Origin of the sequence: Nonlabens sp. Asnod3-H03 (genome assembly GCF_045063665.1) — a bacterium.
GTDB lineage: Bacteria > Bacteroidota > Bacteroidia > Flavobacteriales > Flavobacteriaceae > Nonlabens > Nonlabens ulvanivorans.
This window is the reverse complement of record NZ_JBEFOD010000008.1, coordinates 2,089,812-2,112,899: the sequence shown is the minus strand read 5'-3', so window position 1 is coordinate 2,112,899 and position 23,088 is coordinate 2,089,812. Positions and strand designations below refer to the sequence as shown.

Below are 23,088 nucleotides of genomic sequence, written 5' to 3'. Positions count from 1 at the left end.
TCATGATTAAAATAGAAAAAGGGTTTAGTAGTAAAACACATAAGTCATCTTCTTTGTTAGATCTCGCTAAGGAGCATTATGATCGAGTTTTAGAAAAAAACAGAACATATGTTTCACCTTTAACAAAACTAGAAGAGAAATTATTGGAAATTAGAGCGATAGTTCCTCAAACTGATGAAACCATACTCAAAATTCGTTTTTTAGAAAAAGTAACAGCGAGAAAAGAGTTTAAAAAATTGCTTACTTCATCATTAGATAAATTTCAAGATATAATTAATGATTACCAAGAGTTTAATTCTCTTTTTGAAAATAAAAAGTATAAAGATTATTTAGAATTATTTGGATATTCCAGACTTCGAGGATTGCGTTTAATGTATACTTTGGCTATGGATTTAGGTATAAAAACTTGTCCGTATTGTAATAATAATTATATACTTACTATTAAAAAATCTAAAAAAGCAAATTTACATTTTGATCATTTTTATTCAAAAAGTGAATATCCATATTTAAGCTTAAATTTTTATAACCTGATTCCATGTTGTGCGGTATGCAATACTGCAAAAAGCGATAAGAAATTTGACTTCAAAGACTATATTCACCCTTATTTTGATTCTTTATCTAACAAGTTTGATTTTACGACTGATGGAGATTCCATATTCGACATGATTTTAGATGGAAGTAAAGACTTGACAAAAATGAAAGTGCGACTTGCTGCAAAAAACGGTTATTCTGGACTAGTGGAGAAGCACGATAATGTTTTTAACTTATCTGAGGTTTTCAACGAGCATTCTGATGTTGTTTACGAAGTATACGCTAAACAATATATTTATACAGATGAATTTAAAGAATTGCTTTTAGATAATTTTCAGAATCAATTTTCAAAAGAAGAAATGGAACGTTTTTTATTGGGGAATTATAGTCTAGAGTCTGAAATAAATAAAAGACCACTTGCTAAATTAATGCAGGATATACAAAAAGAGGCAAAAAAAGCGATAGAAAGTTCTAAAACAAATCTTTAAGAGAGAGTTATGACTAGACCACAAACCATACAAATATTCTTACCAGACGGCTCACCTACCAGCATAAGAGAAGCAGAGTTGACTAATAGATTAGTAAAGGCTATTTTATTTCCTAGAAATAAGATGCAAGAAGTAGCAAAGCGTGACTTAGTCCACTTTACAGGTGTTTATTTTTTGTTTGGAATAAGTGAAGATGGCACTAGGTCTAAAGTTTATATAGGTGAAGGAGAGAATTGTTATAAAAGAATCCAATCACACAATCGCAATAAAGACTTTTGGACACACTGCATTATTGTCTCTACTAAAACTGATGAATACACCAAGACAGATGGTAAATACTTGGAGCATTATTGTTTAAATAAAGCAAAGGAAATCAACCGTTATGAAATAGATAACGATACAGGTTCTACGAAGCCCAGTATTTCGGAAAGTAGGGAATATGACCTATTAGATAATTTTGATACCGCCAAAATTCTAATTGCAACATTAGGTTATCCAGTTTTTGAAGAGAAACGTAAAGCAGCCACCACAAAAGAAATTTTTCATTGTAAAGGTAAAAGTGCTTACGCAGAAGGTGAATATAATGATGATGGTATGTTAGTCTATAAAGGTGGTAAGTGTAATTTAAAAGAAACACCTACAGCCGGTCCATGGGTAACCAATAGACGTTATCAATTGCTAAAGGATGGCGTATTAAAAGAGGAAAATGAAATATTGGTTTTTCAAGAGGACTATATTTTTGATTCTGTATCTGCTGCTGCTGCCACGGTTCTAGCCAGACGTGCTAACGGTTGGAAAGAGTGGAAGGATAAGCACGGCAAAACTCTAGACGAACTAAAGAGAAAATAAAAAAAAATATTTTGATGACCTCTATTATAGAGACAATTAATTAATAATATGAGTACATTTTTAACAGGAGACGAATTAAATGATGCAATTGATGATGTAATAATCAACACAAAGAAATTTTTGTTTATTACATCACCCTATATAAAATTAGATGATCACTTTAAAGAACGTCTTGAAATATTGAAAAAGAATCGAGAAATTTATATTCATATTCTTTTTGGTAAAAACGAAAGCAATATTAGAAATAGCTTTAATAGAAATGATTTAGATTTTTTTAAAGAATTTAAAAATATATCTATTATTTATGAACCTAAATTACATGCCAAAGCATATAGAAACGAATCTGAAGGTGTGATTACATCAATGAATCTTTATGATTATTCTGCAGAGAATAATGTTGAGTTTGGAGTTTATTTTAAACAAGGTAGTTTAACAGATAATCTATACAGAGATTTGAAAGAGACGCACTATGAAATATTAGAAGGTGCGCACTGTATTTATATAAGAAGGCCTATTTATAAGAAAGCAGTATTCGGTTTAATTAAGAAAGCGATATCTTCTGAAATCCTTTTAGACAAAACAAAATTAACATCAATCAATTCCAGATCATATGAACAAGTCATTTATCATACTATTAATGTAGAAAGGATTTTTGAAAATGATTTGGTAGAATCTTTAAAGTCAAGATCTGAAAAAAAACAAGAAGAGGATTTAAAAAAACGTGATGCTAATACTGGAAAACCCAAAATGTGGGGCACGAAACACAACACCGAAAATCAACAAAAGGTAGGTTACTGCATTAGAACAGGTGTGGAAATCGATTATAACCCTAAGAGACCAATGTCATATGATGCTTACAAGGTTTGGGTAGAATATGCAAACTTTGACTTTAATGAGTCCTATTGTCATCAAACAGGAGAGAGAAGTGGCAAGAAAACTTCCATGAGAAAACCAATATTAAATTCGAATTATGAAAATAAAGAAATAATTATTGGTAAGATTATCTAAAGACGTGTGGTGCTAATATTCAATATCATAAAACTAAAATAAATGTTTAAGATTTTGTTATAGTATCTCTATCTGTTTTTATTGCTCGATGAAATTAGCAATAATCACCTCGACATTTTAGGATTTTGAAGTGTCTGATTCTCAATTTTCAAGGTTAATATTGCATTTTAAAATTGAATTGCGAGGCGTCTATGAGCGAACTGGAAATCCCCATAACCGAGATTGAGAATTTTATTTACTGTCTAGAGGTCGTTCCCGATGCGGCTTCTACTGATACTACTGAGGTGCTTACCATATTAGAAGATATGGCACTGCAGCAACATATTACTAGTATCTATAAAGCCTGTGATACCATTGAAGATCTAGAAGATAGTATCAATCATTTACTATATGATGATCATCATTTTAAAGATTATGAAATGATTTATCTGGTCTTACCTGGTGAGGCTAACAATATATTAATCAACGGTTACTACTACAGTATCGAGGAAATCGCAGAGCTTTTTGAAGGTAAAATGGATGGTAAAGTCATACATTTTGCAAACAAAAAACTACTAGACCTTACTGATGAGGAATCACAGTATTTTCTTGATGTCACTGGTGCCAGAGCCATTTCTGGTTACGGAGTTTCATCAGCTCATATGACCAGTGCGTTTACGCTAGATCGTTTGTTTTTCAGTTTGTTCTATGAGAATGATGATTTAAAAGAGGTCGTGGAGCGCTTGTTTTATAAGCAGTATAAACTGTGTCAACTGCTGGACTTTAGGTTGTATTATTAGTTTGTTGTGATCCTTAGTTTTTTTGAAGACGCTTTCGCGAAAGCGATATCCATTAATTGTATAAAAGAGGAATCTTAGGGATAAAAACATATTAATTATCCCATCAGTTTTTACTTCTTGATATGGTCTAATAGAATTCAGGTGTTTTCAATATATATTGAGGGATCTTACTGCTATGGAAGCATAGTTTTCAATTTACAATTTTGGAAGAATTAAATCTTTGATTGTTCTTAATGTGCTCACCTTTTTGTGAGGCGTTAAAAGATTTCACCAAACATGATATGGCACAATAGAAAAGCGAGTACAGAGCTTATGATCCCAATTAAAAATACATTGAACGACTTTCTTAAAAGCTTGAACTTTCTATCCATAGTTTTACCTAGATAGTAAGTGTCTTTTGCTATGATTTTATATAACTCATCACCTTCATTCATTAAAGTGGTTATATTTTCAACATATTCATCTTCTTCCATATCTTGAAAATTACCATAGAACATTAAATTGCGAGTTTCTTTTTTACCATGAATTAATTCTGGACGTGTTGCAAATATGGCATAGGTAATGGATATTAGATTTGTGATCATCATCATTACAACAGGGAAAATCAAATGAGGATCTGTATCTAATTGACTCATTACGGTTCCTAAAATCAACGAAATAATCAAAGCATTAATAGATAACAAAATATTAGATTTTGTATCTATCATTTTATTCAATGTATATTGATTTTTAGATAGTAATCTAAACAAGGTCTCAACGCCTCGCTCAGAACGTGGTTCTAGTTTTGCAAGTTTCTTTTTTAATTGCTTAAGCCCTTCTTTATCTACATTGAGCTCTTCCATTAGGTATTTGTCTTCTTCTTTTTTGATTTGTTTTTCGCTCATAATAAACTTTTATATATTAGGTATTGTGAACTCAGTTCACTGTCTGAATTAGTGTTTAAGTATTTATTTTCTTGTTTTGCATCAATTAATCTTCCCTTTATATGATCATTCAATTGTAGATTTAAAATATTTCTTAATTTGAATGCAATGTCCTTATCTAAGATAGGTGTAATAACCTCAATTCTATGATCTAAGTTACGAGTCATCCAGTCTGCAGAGCCTATATACATTTTTTCTTTTCCTCCGTTTCCAAAGATGTATATTCTACCATGTTCTAGAAACCTATCGACTATACTTGTAACTTTTATATGTTCGCTTTGACCATTTATTCCTGGAACTAGACAACATATTCCTCTTATGAGTAGTCTAATCTTTACACCAGCATTATTTGCCTTGTAAAGCAGTCTTATCATATCTTGATCTTGCAGGCTATTCATTTTTAATGTGATGTATGCATCTTCTCCTTTTTTAGATAGTTTAATTTCATTTTTTATGAGCTTTTCAAAAGTTGATCGCGTTGAAAATGGAGATATTAATAATTGTTTTGTTTTAGGTAAAAAGAGCTTGCGCTCTAAAACCTGAAAAACCTGTAGAATTTCTGATGTGATTTTACTATTTGATGTTATTAAACTGAAATCAGTATATATGGTGGCTGTTTTTTCATTAAAATTACCGGTGCCTATAAAGGCATAACAGGTGGGATTGTCATTCTCATTACGTTCAATGTATAGTATTTTAGAATGTACCTTTATTCCAGGATAACTATATTTTACGTCAGCACCATTTTCTTCTAATCGTTTTCCCCACTTAATATTATTTGCTTCATCAAAACGAGCTTTTGTCTCTATAAAAACGAAAACATCTTTTCCATTTTGAGCGGCTTTGACGAGTGCTTGGGCTACTGTTGAATCATTAGAGACTCTATACAAGGTGATTTTAATACTGGTAACAAAGGGATCTACAGCAGCAGTTTCTATAAAATTTAAAACACTATCATAAGAGTCATAAGGGAAGCATAGTAATTGATCTTTTTCATCAATTGCTTTAAAAATATTCTCGACAGATTTTAATACCTTGTTTTTTACAGGTGGTAAATGTTTGAAATATAGGTTCTTATTTCCTAATTTAGGAAAGCCAAAAAAGTCTTTAAAGTTATGGTAAGCTCCTCCTTTAATAATATCGGTCGCATTAATGTCTAACTCCTTTTCTACTGCCTTAAGTAGTTTATGAGGCATCATTTCATCAATTAAAGTTCTAGTTACCTGACCGGTGATTCTATTAGGAAGTGCTTCTTTTATTTTCTCGAGTAAATCTCCCGAATATTCATTATCAATATATAACTCTGCATCCCGAGAGATTTTAATAGAATAAAAATCTGTTTGAAATTCTTCTTTTAAATGAAGCTTAAGGATATCATCTATAAAAATGATGCAAGATGATTTATCACTAGTTGGGATTTCTAAAAATCTGGAAGTATTACCACTTATTTTAACCCAAATTAAAGCATCATCTTTTAAGTGACCTACCAGATATAATGCTTCATTTTCTATAAATGTTTGAGCTTTATCTGTCATCGGCTCAAAAAGGTGTTTGACTTTTTTATAATACGCTTTCGCGAAAGCGAGATCTTCATCATTTAACTCATGAATATTTTTAAAGAAAATATCTTCTTTTTCTAAAGCAGGTAATAGTATTGTATAAAATATTTTACCAAATTCTTTTTGTTGCAGATCAACTTGTGTTTTAATTTTTGCCAAAAGTCTATTAGGTTTAGTAATAAGCTTTTTTCTTAAAGGTTTATCAAGTTCTTTTATTTTCCTGATTTCAGAAACGCGTACTTTAAAGAATTCATCTAAGTTTGATGAAAATATGGCCAGAAATTTTAATCTTTCCACTAGTGGATTTCTATCATCTGCAGCTTCTTGAAGAACACGATGATTGAAACGTAACCATGATAAATCTCTATTGTATTCTTTTTTTGTGATTAAGGCCATAGGTCTAAATTTTGAAGCGTAATCCAGTTCTTAAATAAAGGTCATTTGTGTTATCGAGTCCTTTAATGTTATTACGACTATTATCTCTGAAGTTTACGGAACTACTTATAACATATGAAGATCTGGCATAAAACTGAAGGTGGCTAGTGACATGAAACTCGTACTGTAAACCTCCTAATAATAGAGACATATTGATACTCTCTGCAATTGTTGAATTATCGATAAGTACACCTTGTTGCAGGTTTGCCGTAAAACCATCTAGTTCGGTATATAATTTTAATCGATGCTTTTCAGAGATATGATATTCTAAATTTGTTTTAGGTATTCCAAAGTTGTAAGACCATTTTTCATGAAATTTTCTATAATAACTGATAAATGGAAGAGGGAAAGGAAAGCCGCGATTACCAGAATAGGATACTCCTAGTATAAGACTCCAAGGTTTATCTGCATTAGGGTCTTTCTTTTTGTCTTTAATAAAAACGACATCACCAGAGATAATAACGTCTTCTAAACTCAAGTCATTTGCGGTTAAGTTAGAGCTAAATCCTGGAGTTAACCTGACACCTAATCGCCAGTCATTTTTTAATGGTGTTGTGTAAGCTATATTCAAATCTAATATTTGAAAGTCACTAATCTTTTCTCTATCAAATGATAGATTGTCATTCATATCAAGTTTAATGTTTGAATAATCGAGCCCTAATAATAAATAGGCACCTTCTTTTTTTAGTTTTACAGGATAGTTGAATAGTCCTCTTACACGACTATACTCTACGTCAGAAGTTCCTGCGGGCAGTATGGTGTAGTCTACTCTTGCTAGATCGCTCAGCTGTGCATATCCTAATGTAGATGAGACGATCAAAAAGACTAGTGTTATAAATGTCACTTTATTCATTTCTTCTGATATAATTTTTGAGCAAAGGCACCTATACTTAATCCTTGTACTATAATTGAAAAGATCACAATGATATAGGTAATATGAAGAATTAGATTCCCAGAGAACTGGTCACTTAAACTCAGTGCTAGTGCTATAGAAATACCACCACGTAAACCACCCCAGGTCAATATAGCAATGGTTTTAATAGGTTTATCTTCTTCATGTTTAAGTAAAGAATAAGGTAAGAACACAGAAATAAATCTTGCTAACAACACAATGATAATTGTTATTACACCTAGGTAGACATAACTGCTAGTAAAATCTAATAAGTGAATGGCAAGACCTATAAGTACAAATAGAATACCGTTAAAAACGTCGTCTAGGATGGCCCAAAATGAATTGATAGCTATTTGTACTTCACTTTTATTTTCACTAACATGGATTTTGTTACCGATTAATAATCCTGCGACTACCATAGCTAGTGGAGCAGAGGTATGCATTAAAAAGGCTCCTGCTGTTCCTCCCATTACTACAGCAAGACTCATCATTACGGCAAGTTGTGGGTTATCGTTTAAGGACTGCATACATTTTAAGCCTATAAAACCTATCAATAATCCATAAAGTATGCCGCCTACAGCTTCTTCTAAAAATAGAATGCCTATTTCAGTTCCTATTTCGGTACTATTAAATTCTCCAGTAACAGATGCTATTATGAGTATTCCTGAGAAAACAACCACGCCTATACCATCATTAAAAAGCGATTCTCCTTCTATTTTAATTCCTAGACTTTCGGCAATATTTGCTTTCTTTAAAATAGCCATAACAGCGATAGGATCGGTAGGTGATATTAATGCTCCAAAAAGAAGTGCATGTATAAATGGTAAGTCTAAGTCAAAGAGTTGTGCTGTGAAATAGGTTAAAGAACCTACTATAACGGTAGATATAAGAACGCCTAATGTTGCAAACAAGATGATAGATTTTTTTTCTTTGGCCAGTGAAGCAAGGTTAACATGCAACGCACCAGCAAATAGTAAAAAACTCAATATACCGTCTAATAAAAGTGTTTTAAAATCTGCATTAACAATAATGTCACAAAAGAATTTATAAAATTCAGGAAAAATAGACTCACTTAAGGTGATAGGAATGATAAGTAGCAAGCTTAAAATCATTAAACCTATAGTGGTAGGTAATTTTAACCATTTATAATTGATGTAGCTAAAAAATGCTGCAATAGTAAATACGATACTGAATGACTCGAACATTTTATTTTTATTTAGTATTAATATATTTCCCTACAAAAACCCCAATTACAATAGCTAGATAAAATTGTCCAATGATATTCATTACTAGTGTAAGTGACTGCGCAGGTGCGGTTAACGGCGTAATGTCTCCATATCCTACGGTTGTAATACTTATGAAACTGAAATAATAGAAACTAAAGCCAGAAAACCCTTTGATGAGTTCGAATGAACTAGGATCAAAAAAATGAATTAATTCGAATAGAGTTCCTCCAATAATACCTAAATAAAGAAATCCTAAAATTGGACCTAAAATAAACTGAAGATTTATTTCTTTAATTTTTAAAAGTTGCCTTACAAGAATGATACAGAAACAAGCAAATAATAAAAGAGAAAGTACTAACCTGCAAATCAAGATTGATTTAGAATCAGAATTATTAAATTCTAACCAAATAGTTGAAAGTGTTAAACACCCCAAAATATAAGTAACGATTTTTGATGTCTTAATTGATGCAATTAAGGAACTACTTAAAATAACCAACGTATAATTTACAACTACTATATATGCAGGATTAAAGCCACTTATCATAATATGAATAGGAGTTAAAAGAAAATTGAAGACGCTTAAAAGAGCGATTAAATACTTGAAATTTTCTTGTAACATTTTAACCTTATTCATCCTCTATGAAAATTGTTTATTATGATTTCATTACTATAGAATTATACTTTACTATGAATATTGACATTACTTCTTTAGTAATAATTTAAGTTTATATATAGAAAGCACAGATAGAATTATAGCAATAACAACTAGCATGATATCTGGTTGAGGTCTAGCAAAAAATTCCATAATTAGACCACCAATCATTGTAGATAGCAGAAAGAAATACGCTATTTTCCCTAAATTAACTTTCTTATTGATTGTAAAAGCGATGAGTAATATCGCAATCAAAAGCTCGACGGAGCCTGTAAATATTCTAAATACATCTGCATCTAATGGTACTAAAGATTTAAACTGTTCAAAACCTTTAACACTCTTTTCAACTCCTATTAGTTTAGGGATAGCGAAGAAAAGCATAAGTCCTCCAGCTACTAAATTGGTGATTGTATTAAATTTTTTCATGTTGTAGGGCTTTAATTATTAATTTATATCAGGTTAACATCTGTAATAATTTCTAGTAGTGCAGGACCATCATGATCACGTAGTTTTTCCATTGCTGGAACTAGATCTTCTAACTTTTCTACACGTATTCCTAGAGCGCCGCAATTCTCTGCGTACTTTGCAAAGCTTGGGTTAGAGAGCGATGTTTGCCATACATCTACCTCGGCAGCACGTTGTTCTTTAGATATTTTTCCTAGTTCAGAATTATTAAGCACAACGTGTTTAATATTCATATTGTACTTGACTAGTGTATTTATTTCGGCTAGGTACTGTCCTAGACCAGCGTCACCAGACACAGACCATATAGGTCTTTTATCACCTTGGGCAGCCCATGCTCCCATAGCTGCTGGTAAAGCAAAACCTATAGAGCCTAAATATCCAGACATTAATACGGCTTGATTTGTCGGTTCAAAATACCTTCCAAAAGAGTAGGTGTTGTTACCTACATCTACCGCTATAACAGCGTTATCTGGAGTAACTTTATTCATTGCGTTAAATACAGAAATAGAGCTCAACCCATTACCACAGTCCTTTAAGCGACTTTCTTTTTCTTCTCTCCACAGTTTCCATCGTTCTTTAATTTCTTCGGTCTGATCTATGGCAGCAGTTTTATCTTTAGTTTGAGTAGTAATAATATGAAGCGTTTCAGAAATCTCTCCCCATAATGTCACATCTACCTTATGGTGTTTACTCAATGCCATAGGGTCATAGTCTACCTGAATAATAGGTTTCTTAGGTGTTATTCCAGTATGGTTAGAGAACGATGCGCCTAAAACGAGCATTAGATCACATTCATTCATAAACCAAGATGCGATAGGAGTACCGCTTCTTCCTAGCACACCACAACCTAATGGATGACTGTCTGCTATTAATCCTTTTGCTTTAAATGTGGTTATGACTGGACAGTTTAACGCTTTCGCGAAAGCGGTAATAGCATCCATCTCAAAACGTGCTCCATGGCCTACTATAATTACAGGTCTTTTTGCTTTCTTAAGTAAGTTAACCGCCTTTTCTACCATTTTCTTAGGAGGTGATATATTAAAAGGGGTAATTCTATTTTCTGGTGTTTGCGCTACGGCATGTTTTGGCTTTTCAGTAAAGGCTACTTCATCAGGAAAAGTTAAGTGCACCACATCTCTTTTGATCAACGCAGTTTTTACAGCTTGAGACATTAACTCACTATGATTAGAGTTTAAATGAACCGCATGATTAAATTGTGTGACACTGTCAAAAGCCTTAACGAGATCCACTTCTTGAAAAGCTCCTGTTCCTACTACTTGTGTATTTACTTGTCCAGAAAGGGCTAGCATAGGTGCTCGATCTACTTTGGCATCCCACATTCCTGTAAACATGTTTGTAGCGCCAGGACCAGCTATTCCAAAACAAGCAGCAGGTTTTCCAGTTAGTTTTGCATAACCAGATGCTGCAAACGCTGCGGCACCTTCATGTCTGATCCCAAAAAACTGTAGTTTTCCTTTCTCTTCTTGTCGGCGCATAGCATCTGCCACGGCAAGATTACTATGTCCTACCATTCCAAAAACGGTGTCTATGCCCCAGTTTACCATGGTTTCTATCATCACGTCAGATATCGTGTCTTTGTGAGACTCTTCTTCTGGTATGGCAACATAAATGGCGTCGCCTTCTTCTTTTACTTCAAAGGTGATAATACTATCATCATGACCACCTGGCGACTGACCATTGCAAGGGTCAAAATCCCAACCGTGCCACGGACATCGCAGCATACCGTTTTCTATAGAACCTTCTCCTAGAGGACCGCCTTGATGTGGACAGGCGTTATCTAGCGCTGAAAATTTGCCGTCATAATGTGTTAAACAAATACCTTGATGACCAGCAGTTACGGTTTGTACACGTCCTTCGGGCAACGTATTTCTATTATCTAAAACTTTATACCACTTTTTATTATCCATAATTAAGTTGATTTAATTAGATCTATTTTTAAATTGATTTTGATGAATATTCACAGATCTAGTTGAATATATAATCAATGATACAAGCCCAAACGTTGCTACAGCAATCGCACAAACTCCTAAATAGGTTGCTATTTTATAGCTTTGATTTATACCAGCAATCACTCCTGAAATGAGTAATAAGAAGACCGCTATATAAAAGTAAATCATAGCTCTATTTAATAATTTTAACTGTCTCAGTTTGCGACTTATTAAATTATCGTCCTTACAATTAGTTATTAATTTGTCCAACTCATCACTAAGCGCGACCATTAAATTAGATGTCGATAGAATCAAAAGACCTATTCCTGGTATGATAGTTATGGGTAGATACCAATGCTCCATATTAAACAAAGTGTTTGAGGTTATAATTGCAACACTCGCTAAACTTTAAGCTTAATGTAGATTGTCCATATTGTACGCAGAAATATTCATTATTCTGCATCGTAAAATCAAGAGAATCCATTAGATTAAGATTTCTTAAATTGTTCAATTGCTTCTTTAAAGAAAATATTCCATTCTTCTTCTTTTAAGTCACCAACAGGAAGTATAGCTCCTTTAAAGCCATCATTTTTCCATTCTCCTTTGCTCAATTTATTGAAACTACTTGTTTCAATCAACTTACCATCCTTGTAACCGCTTATGTATAAATAATGATCATGACTTAATGTATCTGGTATTGCTAGACCTAAACCTATTGTAATTTCACTATCGTTTAATCCAGTATAGATACCGGTATCAAAGTGATGTGGCCATACTCTTATAGAGGTATGAAGTTTATAATGCTCAACAATATGTTCTAGGCTATGCTCTGCTAAAATTCTAAGATGAGTTAAGTCAGCTAATTCTGATTCGTCATCTTTCCTAAAAACAGCTGCACCTTCCATTTTATATGGCATGTCATAATGAAGATCGTAATGGTATTCTTTATTCAATTGGTTTTTTGAAGTTTCTTTAAGCCATTTTAAAACATCTTCATGTGTTGCTCCATCTAGATTGAAGGATATTTTCCCATCATTAGAAGTCCATTCTAAAGAGAAATCACGAAAATTGAGTGACAATAAATCTCCATTATTTGATAATGGATGCGTTTCTAAGCAGCCATTATCTGTATTAAAGCCAGCGTTTGTATGGCTATCATCATCTTTTTTATCAAGAAAACTTATTCCTGCGGCTGCTAGATATTGTGCAGCCATATGTAATTGATCTTTCATTTTTTATTTTTTTAAATTCCAGCGTATTTGATTCCAGTTAGGAAATGAATATCTCTATCGTAAGTAGAAAGATCTTCCTGATTAAATTTTGTGACATCATCATAACCACAAGCACGTGCTACAACTCTAATCAAGTTGTTAGTTGCTTCAAAATAATTTTGCAATTGCTTTGCAGACTGGTCTATTATTATTCTACTTCTTAAAGACTCTTTTTGTGTAGCAATTCCGACTGGACAGTTATTAGAACCACAGGCTCTCATACCTAAACATCCTATAGCTTGTAATGCAGAGTTTGATACTGCGATAGCATCTGCACCTAACATCATCGCTTTAGAAAAGTCTTCTGCTACACGTAAGCCTCCTGTGATAATAAGTGTTACGTCGTTAGCACCCATTTTATCTAAATAAGTTCGGGCTCTTGCTAGTGCAGGAATGGTTGGTACATTTATATGATCTCTTAAAATAGTAGGAGCAGAGCCTGTTCCACCACCACGGCCATCAAGAATGATATAATCTACACCTACATCTAGTGCAAACTGTATGTCCTTTTCTATATGACTTGCGGCTAGTTTAAAGCCTATAGGGATTCCACCGGTTCTTTCTCTTACCGCTTTCGCGAAAGCTTTAAAATCATCAACTGTATGAAAATTAGGATTTGCTGCTGGTGAAATAGCAGTTTCACCTTCTTTTAATCCTCTAACCTCAGCAATTTCTTTACTTACTTTACTACCTGGTAAATGTCCACCAGTTCCTGTTTTTGCACCTTGACCAGCTTTAAAATGAAATGCTTGAACATTATCTAATTTATCCCAAGAGAAACCGAATTGTGCTGATGCTAATTCATAAAAGTATTTAGAATTACTAGCTTGTTCTTCTGGTAGCATTCCACCTTCTCCAGAACAAATTCCTGTGCCAGCAAGTTGCGCTCCTTTTGATAGAGCAATTTTTGCCTCTCTAGAAAGTGCGCCAAAACTCATATCACTAACAAAAAGTGGCATGTCTAATTCTAATGGCTTTTTTGCTTTAGGACCTATAACTACTTTAGTAGCCACATCTTCATGATCTAACAAAGGTCTAGAGGCTAACTGTGCTGGTAAAAACTGGATATCATTCCATTTAGGAAGTGTGTTTCTATCAACACCCATAGATGCTGAAAAGCCATGATGACCTATGTTCTTCAGTCCATTTTGAGCCAGTTCTTTTATATAACCAGTATAAGGTTCTGTTTCTTCAGGATGCGTGTCGGCATAAGCACCTAAATATTCATCACGATTAAATGGTTGTGGGCTATTAACTAAATAGGCGTCTATTTCAAAAGCATCTACATATAAGTTGTCTCCTTCAATTTTTGTAGAAAACTTATGAAGCACTTCTTTATTATTATATTCTGATACACCAGAATCTACTCTGTAATCCCAGCCGTGTACTCCACAAATTAGATTATGACCGTCCACATGACCGTCAGACATAAGAGCACCTCTGTGTAAACATCTACCGTAAAGTACGGAAATGTCATTATCAAATTTCACTATAACTAGGTCTAATCCATTAACTAGAGCATGCTCAGGTTCTTTATTTTTTAAATTACTTACTTGAGCAATTATTTGAGGTTTTTTCATGTTATTTTATTTTTATAATTAAAAAGCAAAGCCTAATACGAAAGCTATTCTTCCACCATCACTACTACCGTAATAGCCTAAGTTAGCAGTAAAAGTTTCTAAACCACTAACCCAAAAAGAACCTCCAACATTGTTGTGCCACTTATCTGAATTATCATCTTCTAACCATACTCTTCCATAATCAAATCCTCCAGTAATCCCATATTTGAGAGGTAGTATACTCGTTTTAAAGTTCCCTAAGACTAATCTTAAATCTGTGTTTTGATACATGGAATATTTACCTAGAAAACGTTCTTTTCTAAATCCTCTTAAACTACTTCCTCCACCTAGGTCTGCTGCGTGGTATAGTTCAAAATTATCTCCTAAGATTGCTTGACCACCTATTTTTGTAGCTAGTACTAAACTTCCACTATTATTTAATCTATGATCTATTGCAATATGTGGCGTGATATATGCAAATTCATTATCAAAATCACTGTCAATGTTTGTTTTATAACCAGCTGTAAGGCTGACATCTAATCCCAAAGTAGGGAATGAACTATCATTTTTATTTTTATAGCTATAATTAACCTCAGCACCAGCATAAGTTTGTTGCTCAAATACACTAGAGTTTGCAGGTAGTGCAAGATTGATAAACCGATCAGATTCATCAGTGTCAACTTCAAATGATTCAATTAAAGGTTTGAAATAGAAAGAACCTCCATCTCTACCGCGCCATATTAAAGAAATTGCAGTACTCCATTCCTTAATACTTACACGATTAAAGTCTATTTCTACTTCATCTTTATCGTATTCTGTATCGTTACCAAATCCAAAAAAGTTTTGCGCAAAATTTGGACTTGTATATTTAGCCTCAATACCAAAATTCCAATTGTGAAAAATGTTTGAAAACTCACCTTTATAAGATAAATCATAACCAGAATTCCCAGTATAATATGATGCACTTACAGAATGTCTTGTTGTAAAAGGATTGCGTTGAATACCGTAGGTAGTATAATTATTTGTAAAACCTATTTGGAACCCATCATCTGGATTTGCGCCTATATTAGGTAAAATTTGATTAATTCCATATTTACGCTTTTTATAATCGTAATTGTTTATTTCATAATCATCCACCAACCATTTTTTTGATTTTTTATTTACAATAGTATTGTCTTTGCCTTTATAATCATAAAGCTTTACTTTTTTTATATTCTCAAAATTATAAGTGTCATTTTTCTTACCACCTAAAATTTTAATGGTGATCAAGTTATCACCATCTCCAGTAACATTAAATGTGTCCTTACCATCTAAACCGTAAATCCATATTTCTTTAGTTTCTTCTTTATTAAAGGTCCTAGTAAAAACATCTAAATCCTTTCTATGTACCTCTATAGTAGTTTTACCATCGGCATGTCTAGTTACATTAAATGTATCAGACTTTTGAGTTCCTGTAATTACTGCGTGTTCATTTGTAAATTCATAGTATCTACGAGCTATATCTACAATGTTCCCTCGTCTTCCTTTTAATTTCCTTTTAATTCCCTCAATAGTTTCACCCTTCATCTCTTCTGGGATATTTTCAAATGCTCTTTCAATAACTTCATCGGTTAAACCAGTTTCCAAAGTTTTTGCTTCTCTTTCCCAATCTTCCCAATTTGATTTATTAATGAAAGTCATATCAAGAGGATATGGTTCAAAACTAAACCACTTAGGACTGCGTAAGTCATTATCAAATGACTGCATCATACGGAGACTCGGTACCGCGTGATTTAAAAAATTCAATATCGCTCCATCAAAAGTAGAGAACGCTTGATCTCTATCTCTAGGGATAGGTTTACAAATTTCTGTGCCATCTTCTTTTTCAAAAAGTGCCCATCTCCACTGGTCTTCATGTCTGTCCCAATCTCCGATAAGCATATCAAATAGTCTAGCTCTTATATATGATGGTTCATCTACAATAGATTTACCAGTTTTATTTATTTCTTGAAGCACATCACTAGTGCTTAAGATATCTTTAGGTTTTCCAAAGCTTGCTAAATCTTTATGTCCAGACTCTACACGTTCTTCAATCAGATATAGTTCATCACCATATTCATCATTATATTCCCCTAGTGCTTCTTGTTTTGGGATATAATACAATTCAGGATTTGTATGAAAAACATCAACAGCATCAGAAAGAGTAGCTACTACGGTAGGTGTATATGGATGTGCGGTGGTATAGAAATCTGAAAGAAAATCATCTGCATAACTACCTTCTAATTCTTCTTCGACATACTTATCTTGAAATGCAGTGGATTGTAAAAATTTAATGGCGCTTTTTCTAAGAGCTCTCATTACATATTGTTTACCATCTTTGGTTTCTAATCTTAATGATTTAGATTGATGACCACCACCACGTCTTACAGGAGTTAATCCTCCTTTTAAAGTGTCTATAAAAGCAACTTTTGCGCGTACATCTTTACTATAAAATTTTCTATAATGTTTACCCCAAAGAGCTTTATATAGTCCACTTTTTTCTGTTTCTTCTATTGAATAAACGGATGAAGTAATCGAGGTTTCAAAACTATCTTTTTCTTTATAGTCTGTAAACACTTCTCTTTTAATAGGTTTAATTAAAGTTGCGGTATAAGGTGTTGAAACACCTTGAAAAGTAACACTTACTTTACCTCCTTTATAAATATCAATTCTAGCATAACCGTTTTCGCTTGATGCGAAATCATTATCATTGTTTAAAGATGTTTTTCTAGTCTTACCTGCAGCTCCACTAATAATTTGAGGTATACCGTGTTTGTTGATATATTGTAAATTTTCATCATGTCCAGAAACGAAGAATATATCTTCTGTTTGTCTAGCTAATGTGATTAATCGATTTCTAAACTTTCTATTTTGTTTATTTTGAAAATTGTGTAATGATGTCCCACCTGTTCTTGCTATCAATCCCTCATTTGTGTTAGAAAAAATGGGGTGATGCATTGCAACCATAATTATTTTCCCTTGAGATTTTTTAAGGATACTTTCAAATTCTAAGAAAAACTCGGTTCTGTTTTTAATATCACAATCCTCATTTAGATAAATATGATTATTCCAATCTTCAAGGTACCATTGAGAATCAACTGTGATTAAAACTACATTATCTGCGATATCTGTTTTTTTGATAGGACAACCTTCATCAGGATAGAATTTTGCGGCACTATTCTTTTGAATAAATTTCTCTAAATCTCTTACATCTCTATGGCCATTAATAGCCCATTCATTTTGTCCTGGTGTAAAAATAACTTTACCATTGAAAGATTTTAAAGTCTCAAATTGTTTTATCACATCAGTTTTTGCATCTTCTGTGTACCCATCTTTTGAGACAAAATTCCCTAATATTAGTAGGTTTGAATCGTTCAATGTTTGAGACTCTTCATTAATCTGAGACAACACAGTTATATCTTCCGTTGTTCCAGTGTTTCCTGTTATGAAGATAGAAGTTTCTAATTCTTGAGCTGTAGTAAAGAAGCTGACAAGAAATAGTATATACAGTAGATTAATTTTAGTTAGGTTAGGGGTTCTCATATTATTGGCTATTTGGTTTTAAATGATGAATTTTGGTAACGACCAGTACACTAAATATTAATAGTGAATAATAACACATAGGTGTTCCTGAATCTGTTTTAGGACATTCGGTATATCCGGTAAACTGCATCGTGGATGCTATCAAAGCAATACTGCCAGCTAGTCCTGTGAATAAAAAGTATAACAAATTCCATTTTTTCAATACATGTACTCCGAGTGGGATTACTAGACAAATCAGAACAACGAAACATACCGGTATATAAATTATTTTGGGACAGCCTTCACCTGTTAGAAATTCCTCAATAACAAGAACTCCAGCTCCGTATAATCCTATTAGTAGAATTATTAAAATTAAAATATAGGTAAGTCTTTTATTCAATAGCCTTTATTTTTATTACACATGTTGGGCAAACTTTACCGTTGATACTACTCTTAAGTTTAATTCCCTTCATATGGGTTACTATAAAATCTTGAACAAAGGCATAATTAGCACTATGATTGTTAACGTTTATTTGAGCATCCTTATATTTTTCTCTTACAAGATTGTCATACTCTTGATCTCCCCAACAGTTAGGGCAATAGGCACTGGATAATTCAGTAATTTTCTCATTATTATTATGGGTTAGTAATTGTTTAATAAATCTCATCCTTGTTAGCTACTTTATTGTCGTTTATTTATTTTTTTCCTTCAGTTTTGCTATATCAGAGCCTCTGAAAAATAATTTAATAGGTTGTTTAACTTGTAGATAAAATGCCATTATAGCTTTGTATATATTAGGATACAATTTACTGCCTTAAATGAACGGAGTAAAATTGTATTTTGCCAATAGTTACTTTGCACGACATTTTACAAATATTCATTTCAACCTTACTGATATTTAATTTTCTCGAACATTTTCTCTAGAGATTTTTACTTCTTTATCAATTTGTGATCTCAAATTAATCATGCTATTAACTTTTGGATTATCAATGCTAATTTCTTGATCATTAGATAAAAGAACTTTTAGATTTAAGATCCTACTTTCTTTACCTAGTCCAAAGTGAACTAACGCGGTTTGATCACTAGCTAATCCTTCGCCTGTAACTAACCATTCAGTTAAAGTTTTTGTAGGAGTTGTAATAGTAATTTTAGCTCCTTGAGCATTAACGGATTCTCCAAGATCAACCTGCAGGTAGTTGTTGGTGCCACCTTTATTTATATAGGCTAATGAAGGCGAGTCAATATTAACCCATATCATATCTAAATAACCATCCTGATTAAAATCGCTTACCAACGAGGTAATAGCATAATGAGGATTGGTAACTCCACTTTTTTCTTCTGTAGGAGCGAATGTGCTATCTTCTTTTTGAATTAATACACGACTAGGTAATTTAAATAACTTGTTAGGAGGAAAGTCCACATAATTTTCGGCAACCATTAAATCTTGTAACCCATCATTATTTAAATCGGCAAAAGTGCAACCCCATGCAAATTCATAGTCTGCTATTTTAGCATCGGCTGCTACATCAGTGAATTTAAAATCACCGTCATTTTTAAATAAGATCCACTTATCAGTAAATAATGAAGGATCCTTAATATCCCCTTGTGCAAGCATGTTAGGAAGGGTGCTTCCGGTGTTAGAAAACATAAAATCCACTTTTCCATCATTATTATAATCACCTACAGCTAGTCCCATAGGATAAGCAAACTTCTTAGTTGTGGGATTAGATTTCATAGTGAAAGTTAAGTCTCCATTGTTCTTATAGGTGCGAACTTCTCCAGTATCGTGTACAACAATTAAATCTAACCAACTGTCATTATCGATATCAACAAAAACACCTTGAAAAGTGTTATGAACATATTCTAACCCTGCCGATATGGTAATACTTTTAAAAGTATCGTCTCCATTATTAAGTAACAGTTCACTGGTGGAGCCATAATTGTAATCCTCAAAAATGTTTTGACCTTCCATCAATTCCTTTTTAAGGTAAGTAGCTAAGAAAATATCTAAATCTCCATCTTTATCTATATCACCCACCGTGATTCCTGTAGGATTAGATTTTTCGTTTACCGGCGTGGCAATAATTTTTTCTATAAATTTTCCATTCGTATTATAGTATATACGCAGTCCATCTTCTCGACTTAAAATGATGTCAGAAAATCCGTTGTTATCAAAATCAGCAGATACGACACCTACAGTGGTTGTAGAATTTCCTTTTTTAGGCAAATTTACTTCGGTAGAAATATCAACAAACTCATTATTCCTGTATGCAAAAATGGCATCTTCTTGATTCATTCCACCTCCAAAAAAGACTTCGTCCACATTGTCATTATCAATATCAATCAATGCAGACGGTGCAAGTGGTAGAGATTTCTCTCCATTATATTTATGAATAAAGTTTAAAGGAATTGATTTGAATTCTGGGATTTTTTCTTCAGAAATTGAGGTGTCATATTTATCTGAAACAGAATCTCTCCAGAAAAAGCCCAAAACATAAAGGATAAAAAGAATAATAATTGTACCCAGTATTTTAAGTGTTTTTTTAAGCATGTAGTTGGTTTTTAGAATATTTTTTTAATTGATACAATGACAATGTAAAAAGTATAAAATGTGTAACGTTCATAGCTATAGGAACTAAATGTTTTGCTACATCTTTAGCAAAAAACATCGTTGAGAAAACGACTGCTAAAATTACAATTGGATTAAAAATGGCCATCCATTTTTTATAATATGTGCCTCCTTTTAAAATGGTAATAACAAATAAAGTAGATAAAATGGCAATCACCACACGAAGTACTTGTACTAATACCTCCATATGATTGGTGTAATGTGTAATCAAGTTTTCATAGCTTTGATTGTGCATAGAACCTTTTAAATGGATTATGTTACCTATTGAAGCTCGTGAGCCTATCCAAACTCCACCAACGGCAAAAGCAATAAATCCTGTTGCTAAAACTAATCTGGCTAAGATTTCATTTCCAGGTTTAAGCATTCTATAAATATGAAGATAACCGGCAAAATAAAATGGTAAGCCTATTACTGCTAGAAAGTGACCGATAGTAAGGTTTTCTAAAGGCACAAATTTGAAAAATTCATAATGTTCCGAATGCCCTAAGATATCTGAAGAATAGTGTAAAAAGTATTCTCCTAATCCTACGAGAATAGATGCTAGAATTCCAAGATAGCCTAATGATTTGGTAAGATTCATTTTATTTCAGTTTGTTGGTTCTTTTTCCATTTTATATTAAATTATTTGTAACTATTTGATTAATATAGTTTTATTTCAAACTAAGCATTTAGTTATTATGTAAAAAAATTATAGCGTCTTAAATGTATTTTCTATATAATTTTCTAATTGAGTATCGATAGTAATCTTAGAAGCTGATGATAATCCAATCATTGATATTAAAAGATAATCTGCTTTTTTTTCTGCGATTAATAAACTTTCGTTATTCCCAGTAATAAGCTTATTTAAAAAAACTTGTCTTATATCATCACGAAAACTCTCTACCTGTCTCAATATCTTATTATCAGTCTCTTTATCAATATCCATTAAAGTATTAGTCATTAAACAACCTTTACTGAAACCTTTTCCTGCAGACAGTTTTAAAAAATCATAGAAATACTGTTTAATTGCTACAACTCCTGCCGAAGATTTTTCAAGTTGATTAGTTATTTCTCCTACCTTTTTTCTATAAAGTTTTAAACTTTCAATAAATAGGTTTTTTTTTGAGCCAAAACTAGAATAGATTGAAAATTTATTTATCCCCATCTCTTTCTCGAGCATTTCGAGTGAAGTGTTTTCATAGCCTTTTATCCAGAATAAATTCATAGCCTTTTCAAGAACTTCTTCTTCTTTATATTGTTTTTTTCTTGCCATTTTTGAAATAAATTCAAACCTAACTAATCAGTTAGATAAATAAAAGACATTTTATAAGAAATTTGTAACAAGTTCATTATAAACTCTTCCATTTCAATTTTCTCTAAAATTAAATCTTACGTTACACTTTATTTTTACGTATTAGTAAGTTTTTTCGTCATAAGACTTTTGAAATAAACTCAACATTATAATCAATTACTCCTTCCTTCCGCATTTTACTCAAAACATTACTCACTGTCTGTCTTGAAGTATTAGTTAGGTTTGCAATATCCTTATGAGACAATAATTTTTTAGCTTTTGATTTACCTGATTTATCAATTTCTCCAAACTCATCTAGATAATCCAAAATAAACTCTTTAATTCTAGTAGGACTATCTTTAAACAATAGATCATTAAGTCTCCTCTCTAGCTTTTGAATACGTAATCCATAAATTTTAAGTAAACCATTTTTAAGTGATTTATGTTTTTCCATAAGAGCCTCCATTTGATCAGACTTTATATAACAAATCACGCAATCTTCTAGAGCAAATGCAACCTCTTCAATAACAGCTTCTTTATCAAAAAGGGAAAGCTCTCCAAAAACATTACCACGTTTTACTACATACTTAACGGTTTCACTACTGTTATCGATTATTTTAACACTACCTCTTTTTAAAAAAAACACACTGTTTTTATGCTCTTCCTTAAGTTCGATACGTTTGCCTTTCTCAATGTTATCCATTTCTAGAATCTCACATATTTTCATCATGTTGAGCATTCCAAGCTTCCTAAAAAGATTAAAACCTTCTAAAAACCAGTATTTTGTTATAGCTTTCAATTATCATCGATGTTTACGTATTCAAAATTAACATAATCATTTAATTTCTTAACATTATATCTTGTCAATTGTTACTTCAGGCGACATTTGTGTTGTGTAATTCGCTATAATTACATTAAAATTTTAAATAATCACTAAGAGTATTAGTGATTAAAAACACTATAAGAAATATAAGTAGATGATTATAAACGTAATTAAATTTTTCATTTTATCGTGCAATCATATCTATCTTGGTGTGATAAATAGATTCTAATAAAGAATAT

The 23,088-nt window shown here is 32.3% G+C and carries 20 protein-coding genes; 4 read left to right on the top strand and 16 right to left on the bottom strand.

The genetic code is table 11. The features are described 5' to 3' along the window. Positions 1 to 2: 2 nt before the first annotated feature. The 4 genes from ACJJVI_RS12870 (at position 3) to ACJJVI_RS12855 (ending at position 3,655) form a co-directional block, all read left to right on the top strand. Positions 3 to 1,019: an HNH endonuclease gene (locus tag ACJJVI_RS12870; RefSeq protein WP_405352264.1), complete on the top strand. Its 1,017-nt coding sequence runs from the start codon at positions 3 to 5 to the stop codon at positions 1,017 to 1,019. Positions 1,020 to 1,028: 9 nt separating this feature from the next. Beyond that, positions 1,029 to 1,868, top strand: coding sequence for a GIY-YIG nuclease family protein (locus tag ACJJVI_RS12865; RefSeq protein WP_405352263.1), 840 nt, complete (start codon positions 1,029 to 1,031; stop codon positions 1,866 to 1,868). A gap of 48 nt (positions 1,869 to 1,916) precedes the next feature. Continuing rightward, positions 1,917 to 2,876 (top strand): phospholipase D family protein, encoded by a 960-nt coding sequence (locus tag ACJJVI_RS12860; RefSeq protein ID WP_405352262.1) that lies wholly within the window; start codon positions 1,917 to 1,919, stop codon positions 2,874 to 2,876. Between the two features lie 191 nt (positions 2,877 to 3,067). Continuing rightward, positions 3,068 to 3,655, top strand: coding sequence for a DUF6642 family protein (locus ACJJVI_RS12855; RefSeq protein WP_405352261.1), 588 nt, complete (start codon positions 3,068 to 3,070; stop codon positions 3,653 to 3,655). A gap of 257 nt (positions 3,656 to 3,912) precedes the next feature. Here ACJJVI_RS12855 and ACJJVI_RS12850 read toward each other — a convergent pair whose 3' ends face one another. From ACJJVI_RS12850 to ACJJVI_RS12775, 16 genes are all read right to left on the bottom strand, one after another. Beyond that, a complete protein-coding gene (locus ACJJVI_RS12850) occupies positions 3,913 to 4,539 on the bottom strand; it encodes a Pycsar system effector family protein (RefSeq protein WP_052404961.1) in 627 nt (208 codons plus the stop codon). Beyond that, positions 4,536 to 6,533, bottom strand: a complete 1,998-nt coding sequence (gene ppk1 / locus ACJJVI_RS12845) for a polyphosphate kinase 1 (protein WP_405352260.1) — start codon at positions 6,531 to 6,533, stop codon at positions 4,536 to 4,538. The genes ACJJVI_RS12850 and ppk1 overlap by 4 nt, the downstream gene beginning before the upstream one ends. Positions 6,534 to 6,537: 4 nt before the next feature. Then, positions 6,538 to 7,425 (bottom strand): DUF6268 family outer membrane beta-barrel protein, encoded by an 888-nt coding sequence (locus ACJJVI_RS12840; protein WP_052403463.1) that lies wholly within the window; start codon positions 7,423 to 7,425, stop codon positions 6,538 to 6,540. Then, entirely contained in the window at positions 7,422 to 8,669 is a 1,248-nt protein-coding gene (locus ACJJVI_RS12835; RefSeq protein ID WP_405352259.1) for a cation:proton antiporter, read from the bottom strand. The genes ACJJVI_RS12840 and ACJJVI_RS12835 overlap by 4 nt, the downstream gene beginning before the upstream one ends. Positions 8,670 to 8,676: 7 nt before the next feature. Continuing rightward, positions 8,677 to 9,324 (bottom strand): potassium channel family protein, encoded by a 648-nt coding sequence (locus tag ACJJVI_RS12830; RefSeq protein WP_348021549.1) that lies wholly within the window; start codon positions 9,322 to 9,324, stop codon positions 8,677 to 8,679. Between the two features lie 66 nt (positions 9,325 to 9,390). Then, on the bottom strand, positions 9,391 to 9,768 hold the full coding sequence (locus tag ACJJVI_RS12825) for a DoxX family protein (protein WP_042291956.1): 378 nt from the start codon (positions 9,766 to 9,768) through the stop codon (positions 9,391 to 9,393). A gap of 23 nt (positions 9,769 to 9,791) precedes the next feature. Beyond that, the gene (locus tag ACJJVI_RS12820) at positions 9,792 to 11,735 is read right to left on the bottom strand and encodes a thiamine pyrophosphate-binding protein (RefSeq protein WP_405352258.1); all 1,944 of its coding nucleotides are present in this window, start codon (positions 11,733 to 11,735) and stop codon (positions 9,792 to 9,794) included. A 12-nt stretch (positions 11,736 to 11,747) separates the two neighbouring features. Further along, entirely contained in the window at positions 11,748 to 12,119 is a 372-nt protein-coding gene (locus tag ACJJVI_RS12815; RefSeq protein ID WP_042246560.1) for a DUF2721 domain-containing protein, read from the bottom strand. A 125-nt stretch (positions 12,120 to 12,244) separates the two neighbouring features. Beyond that, positions 12,245 to 12,988, bottom strand: coding sequence for a hypothetical protein (locus ACJJVI_RS12810; RefSeq protein ID WP_042246564.1), 744 nt, complete (start codon positions 12,986 to 12,988; stop codon positions 12,245 to 12,247). A gap of 11 nt (positions 12,989 to 12,999) precedes the next feature. Beyond that, complete coding sequence (locus ACJJVI_RS12805) at positions 13,000 to 14,607, bottom strand: glutamate synthase-related protein (protein WP_042246567.1); 1,608 nt, start codon at positions 14,605 to 14,607, stop codon at positions 13,000 to 13,002. Positions 14,608 to 14,625: 18 nt separating this feature from the next. Then, positions 14,626 to 18,147 (bottom strand): metallophosphatase, encoded by a 3,522-nt coding sequence (locus tag ACJJVI_RS12800; RefSeq protein ID WP_405352257.1) that lies wholly within the window; start codon positions 18,145 to 18,147, stop codon positions 14,626 to 14,628. A gap of 371 nt (positions 18,148 to 18,518) precedes the next feature. Next, entirely contained in the window at positions 18,519 to 18,794 is a 276-nt protein-coding gene (locus ACJJVI_RS12795) for a hypothetical protein (RefSeq protein ID WP_348021544.1), read from the bottom strand. Positions 18,795 to 19,025: 231 nt separating this feature from the next. Continuing rightward, entirely contained in the window at positions 19,026 to 20,678 is a 1,653-nt protein-coding gene (locus ACJJVI_RS12790) for a CRTAC1 family protein (RefSeq protein ID WP_405352256.1), read from the bottom strand. Further along, the gene (locus ACJJVI_RS12785; RefSeq protein ID WP_042270475.1) at positions 20,671 to 21,336 is read right to left on the bottom strand and encodes a DUF6796 family protein; all 666 of its coding nucleotides are present in this window, start codon (positions 21,334 to 21,336) and stop codon (positions 20,671 to 20,673) included. Before ACJJVI_RS12785 ends, ACJJVI_RS12790 begins: the two co-directional genes overlap by 8 nt. A gap of 108 nt (positions 21,337 to 21,444) precedes the next feature. Then, the gene (locus ACJJVI_RS12780) at positions 21,445 to 22,008 is read right to left on the bottom strand and encodes a TetR/AcrR family transcriptional regulator (RefSeq protein ID WP_405352255.1); all 564 of its coding nucleotides are present in this window, start codon (positions 22,006 to 22,008) and stop codon (positions 21,445 to 21,447) included. A 157-nt stretch (positions 22,009 to 22,165) separates the two neighbouring features. After that, positions 22,166 to 22,825, bottom strand: a complete 660-nt coding sequence (locus ACJJVI_RS12775) for a Crp/Fnr family transcriptional regulator (RefSeq protein WP_405352254.1) — start codon at positions 22,823 to 22,825, stop codon at positions 22,166 to 22,168. Positions 22,826 to 23,088 lie beyond the last annotated feature (263 nt).

Coding starts and splice junctions, on each gene's coding strand:
- ACJJVI_RS12855 (WP_405352261.1), top strand. CDS start 3,068: ATGAGCGAACTGGAAATCCCCATAACCGAGATTGAGAATTTTATTTAC.
- ACJJVI_RS12835 (WP_405352259.1), bottom strand. CDS start 8,669: ATGTTCGAGTCATTCAGTATCGTATTTACTATTGCAGCATTTTTTAGC.
- ACJJVI_RS12865 (WP_405352263.1), top strand. CDS start 1,029: ATGACTAGACCACAAACCATACAAATATTCTTACCAGACGGCTCACCT.
- ACJJVI_RS12860 (WP_405352262.1), top strand. CDS start 1,917: ATGAGTACATTTTTAACAGGAGACGAATTAAATGATGCAATTGATGAT.
- ACJJVI_RS12780 (WP_405352255.1), bottom strand. CDS start 22,008: ATGGCAAGAAAAAAACAATATAAAGAAGAAGAAGTTCTTGAAAAGGCT.
- ACJJVI_RS12815 (WP_042246560.1), bottom strand. CDS start 12,119: ATGGAGCATTGGTATCTACCCATAACTATCATACCAGGAATAGGTCTT.
- ppk1 (WP_405352260.1), bottom strand. CDS start 6,533: ATGGCCTTAATCACAAAAAAAGAATACAATAGAGATTTATCATGGTTA.
- ACJJVI_RS12870 (WP_405352264.1), top strand. CDS start 3: ATGATTAAAATAGAAAAAGGGTTTAGTAGTAAAACACATAAGTCATCT.
- ACJJVI_RS12805 (WP_042246567.1), bottom strand. CDS start 14,607: ATGAAAAAACCTCAAATAATTGCTCAAGTAAGTAATTTAAAAAATAAA.
- ACJJVI_RS12830 (WP_348021549.1), bottom strand. CDS start 9,324: ATGAATAAGGTTAAAATGTTACAAGAAAATTTCAAGTATTTAATCGCT.
- ACJJVI_RS12825 (WP_042291956.1), bottom strand. CDS start 9,768: ATGAAAAAATTTAATACAATCACCAATTTAGTAGCTGGAGGACTTATG.
- ACJJVI_RS12810 (WP_042246564.1), bottom strand. CDS start 12,988: ATGAAAGATCAATTACATATGGCTGCACAATATCTAGCAGCCGCAGGA.
- ACJJVI_RS12795 (WP_348021544.1), bottom strand. CDS start 18,794: ATGAGATTTATTAAACAATTACTAACCCATAATAATAATGAGAAAATT.
- ACJJVI_RS12850 (WP_052404961.1), bottom strand. CDS start 4,539: ATGAGCGAAAAACAAATCAAAAAAGAAGAAGACAAATACCTAATGGAA.
- ACJJVI_RS12790 (WP_405352256.1), bottom strand. CDS start 20,678: ATGCTTAAAAAAACACTTAAAATACTGGGTACAATTATTATTCTTTTT.
- ACJJVI_RS12820 (WP_405352258.1), bottom strand. CDS start 11,735: ATGGATAATAAAAAGTGGTATAAAGTTTTAGATAATAGAAATACGTTG.
- ACJJVI_RS12840 (WP_052403463.1), bottom strand. CDS start 7,425: ATGAATAAAGTGACATTTATAACACTAGTCTTTTTGATCGTCTCATCT.
- ACJJVI_RS12785 (WP_042270475.1), bottom strand. CDS start 21,336: ATGAATCTTACCAAATCATTAGGCTATCTTGGAATTCTAGCATCTATT.
- ACJJVI_RS12800 (WP_405352257.1), bottom strand. CDS start 18,147: ATGAGAACCCCTAACCTAACTAAAATTAATCTACTGTATATACTATTT.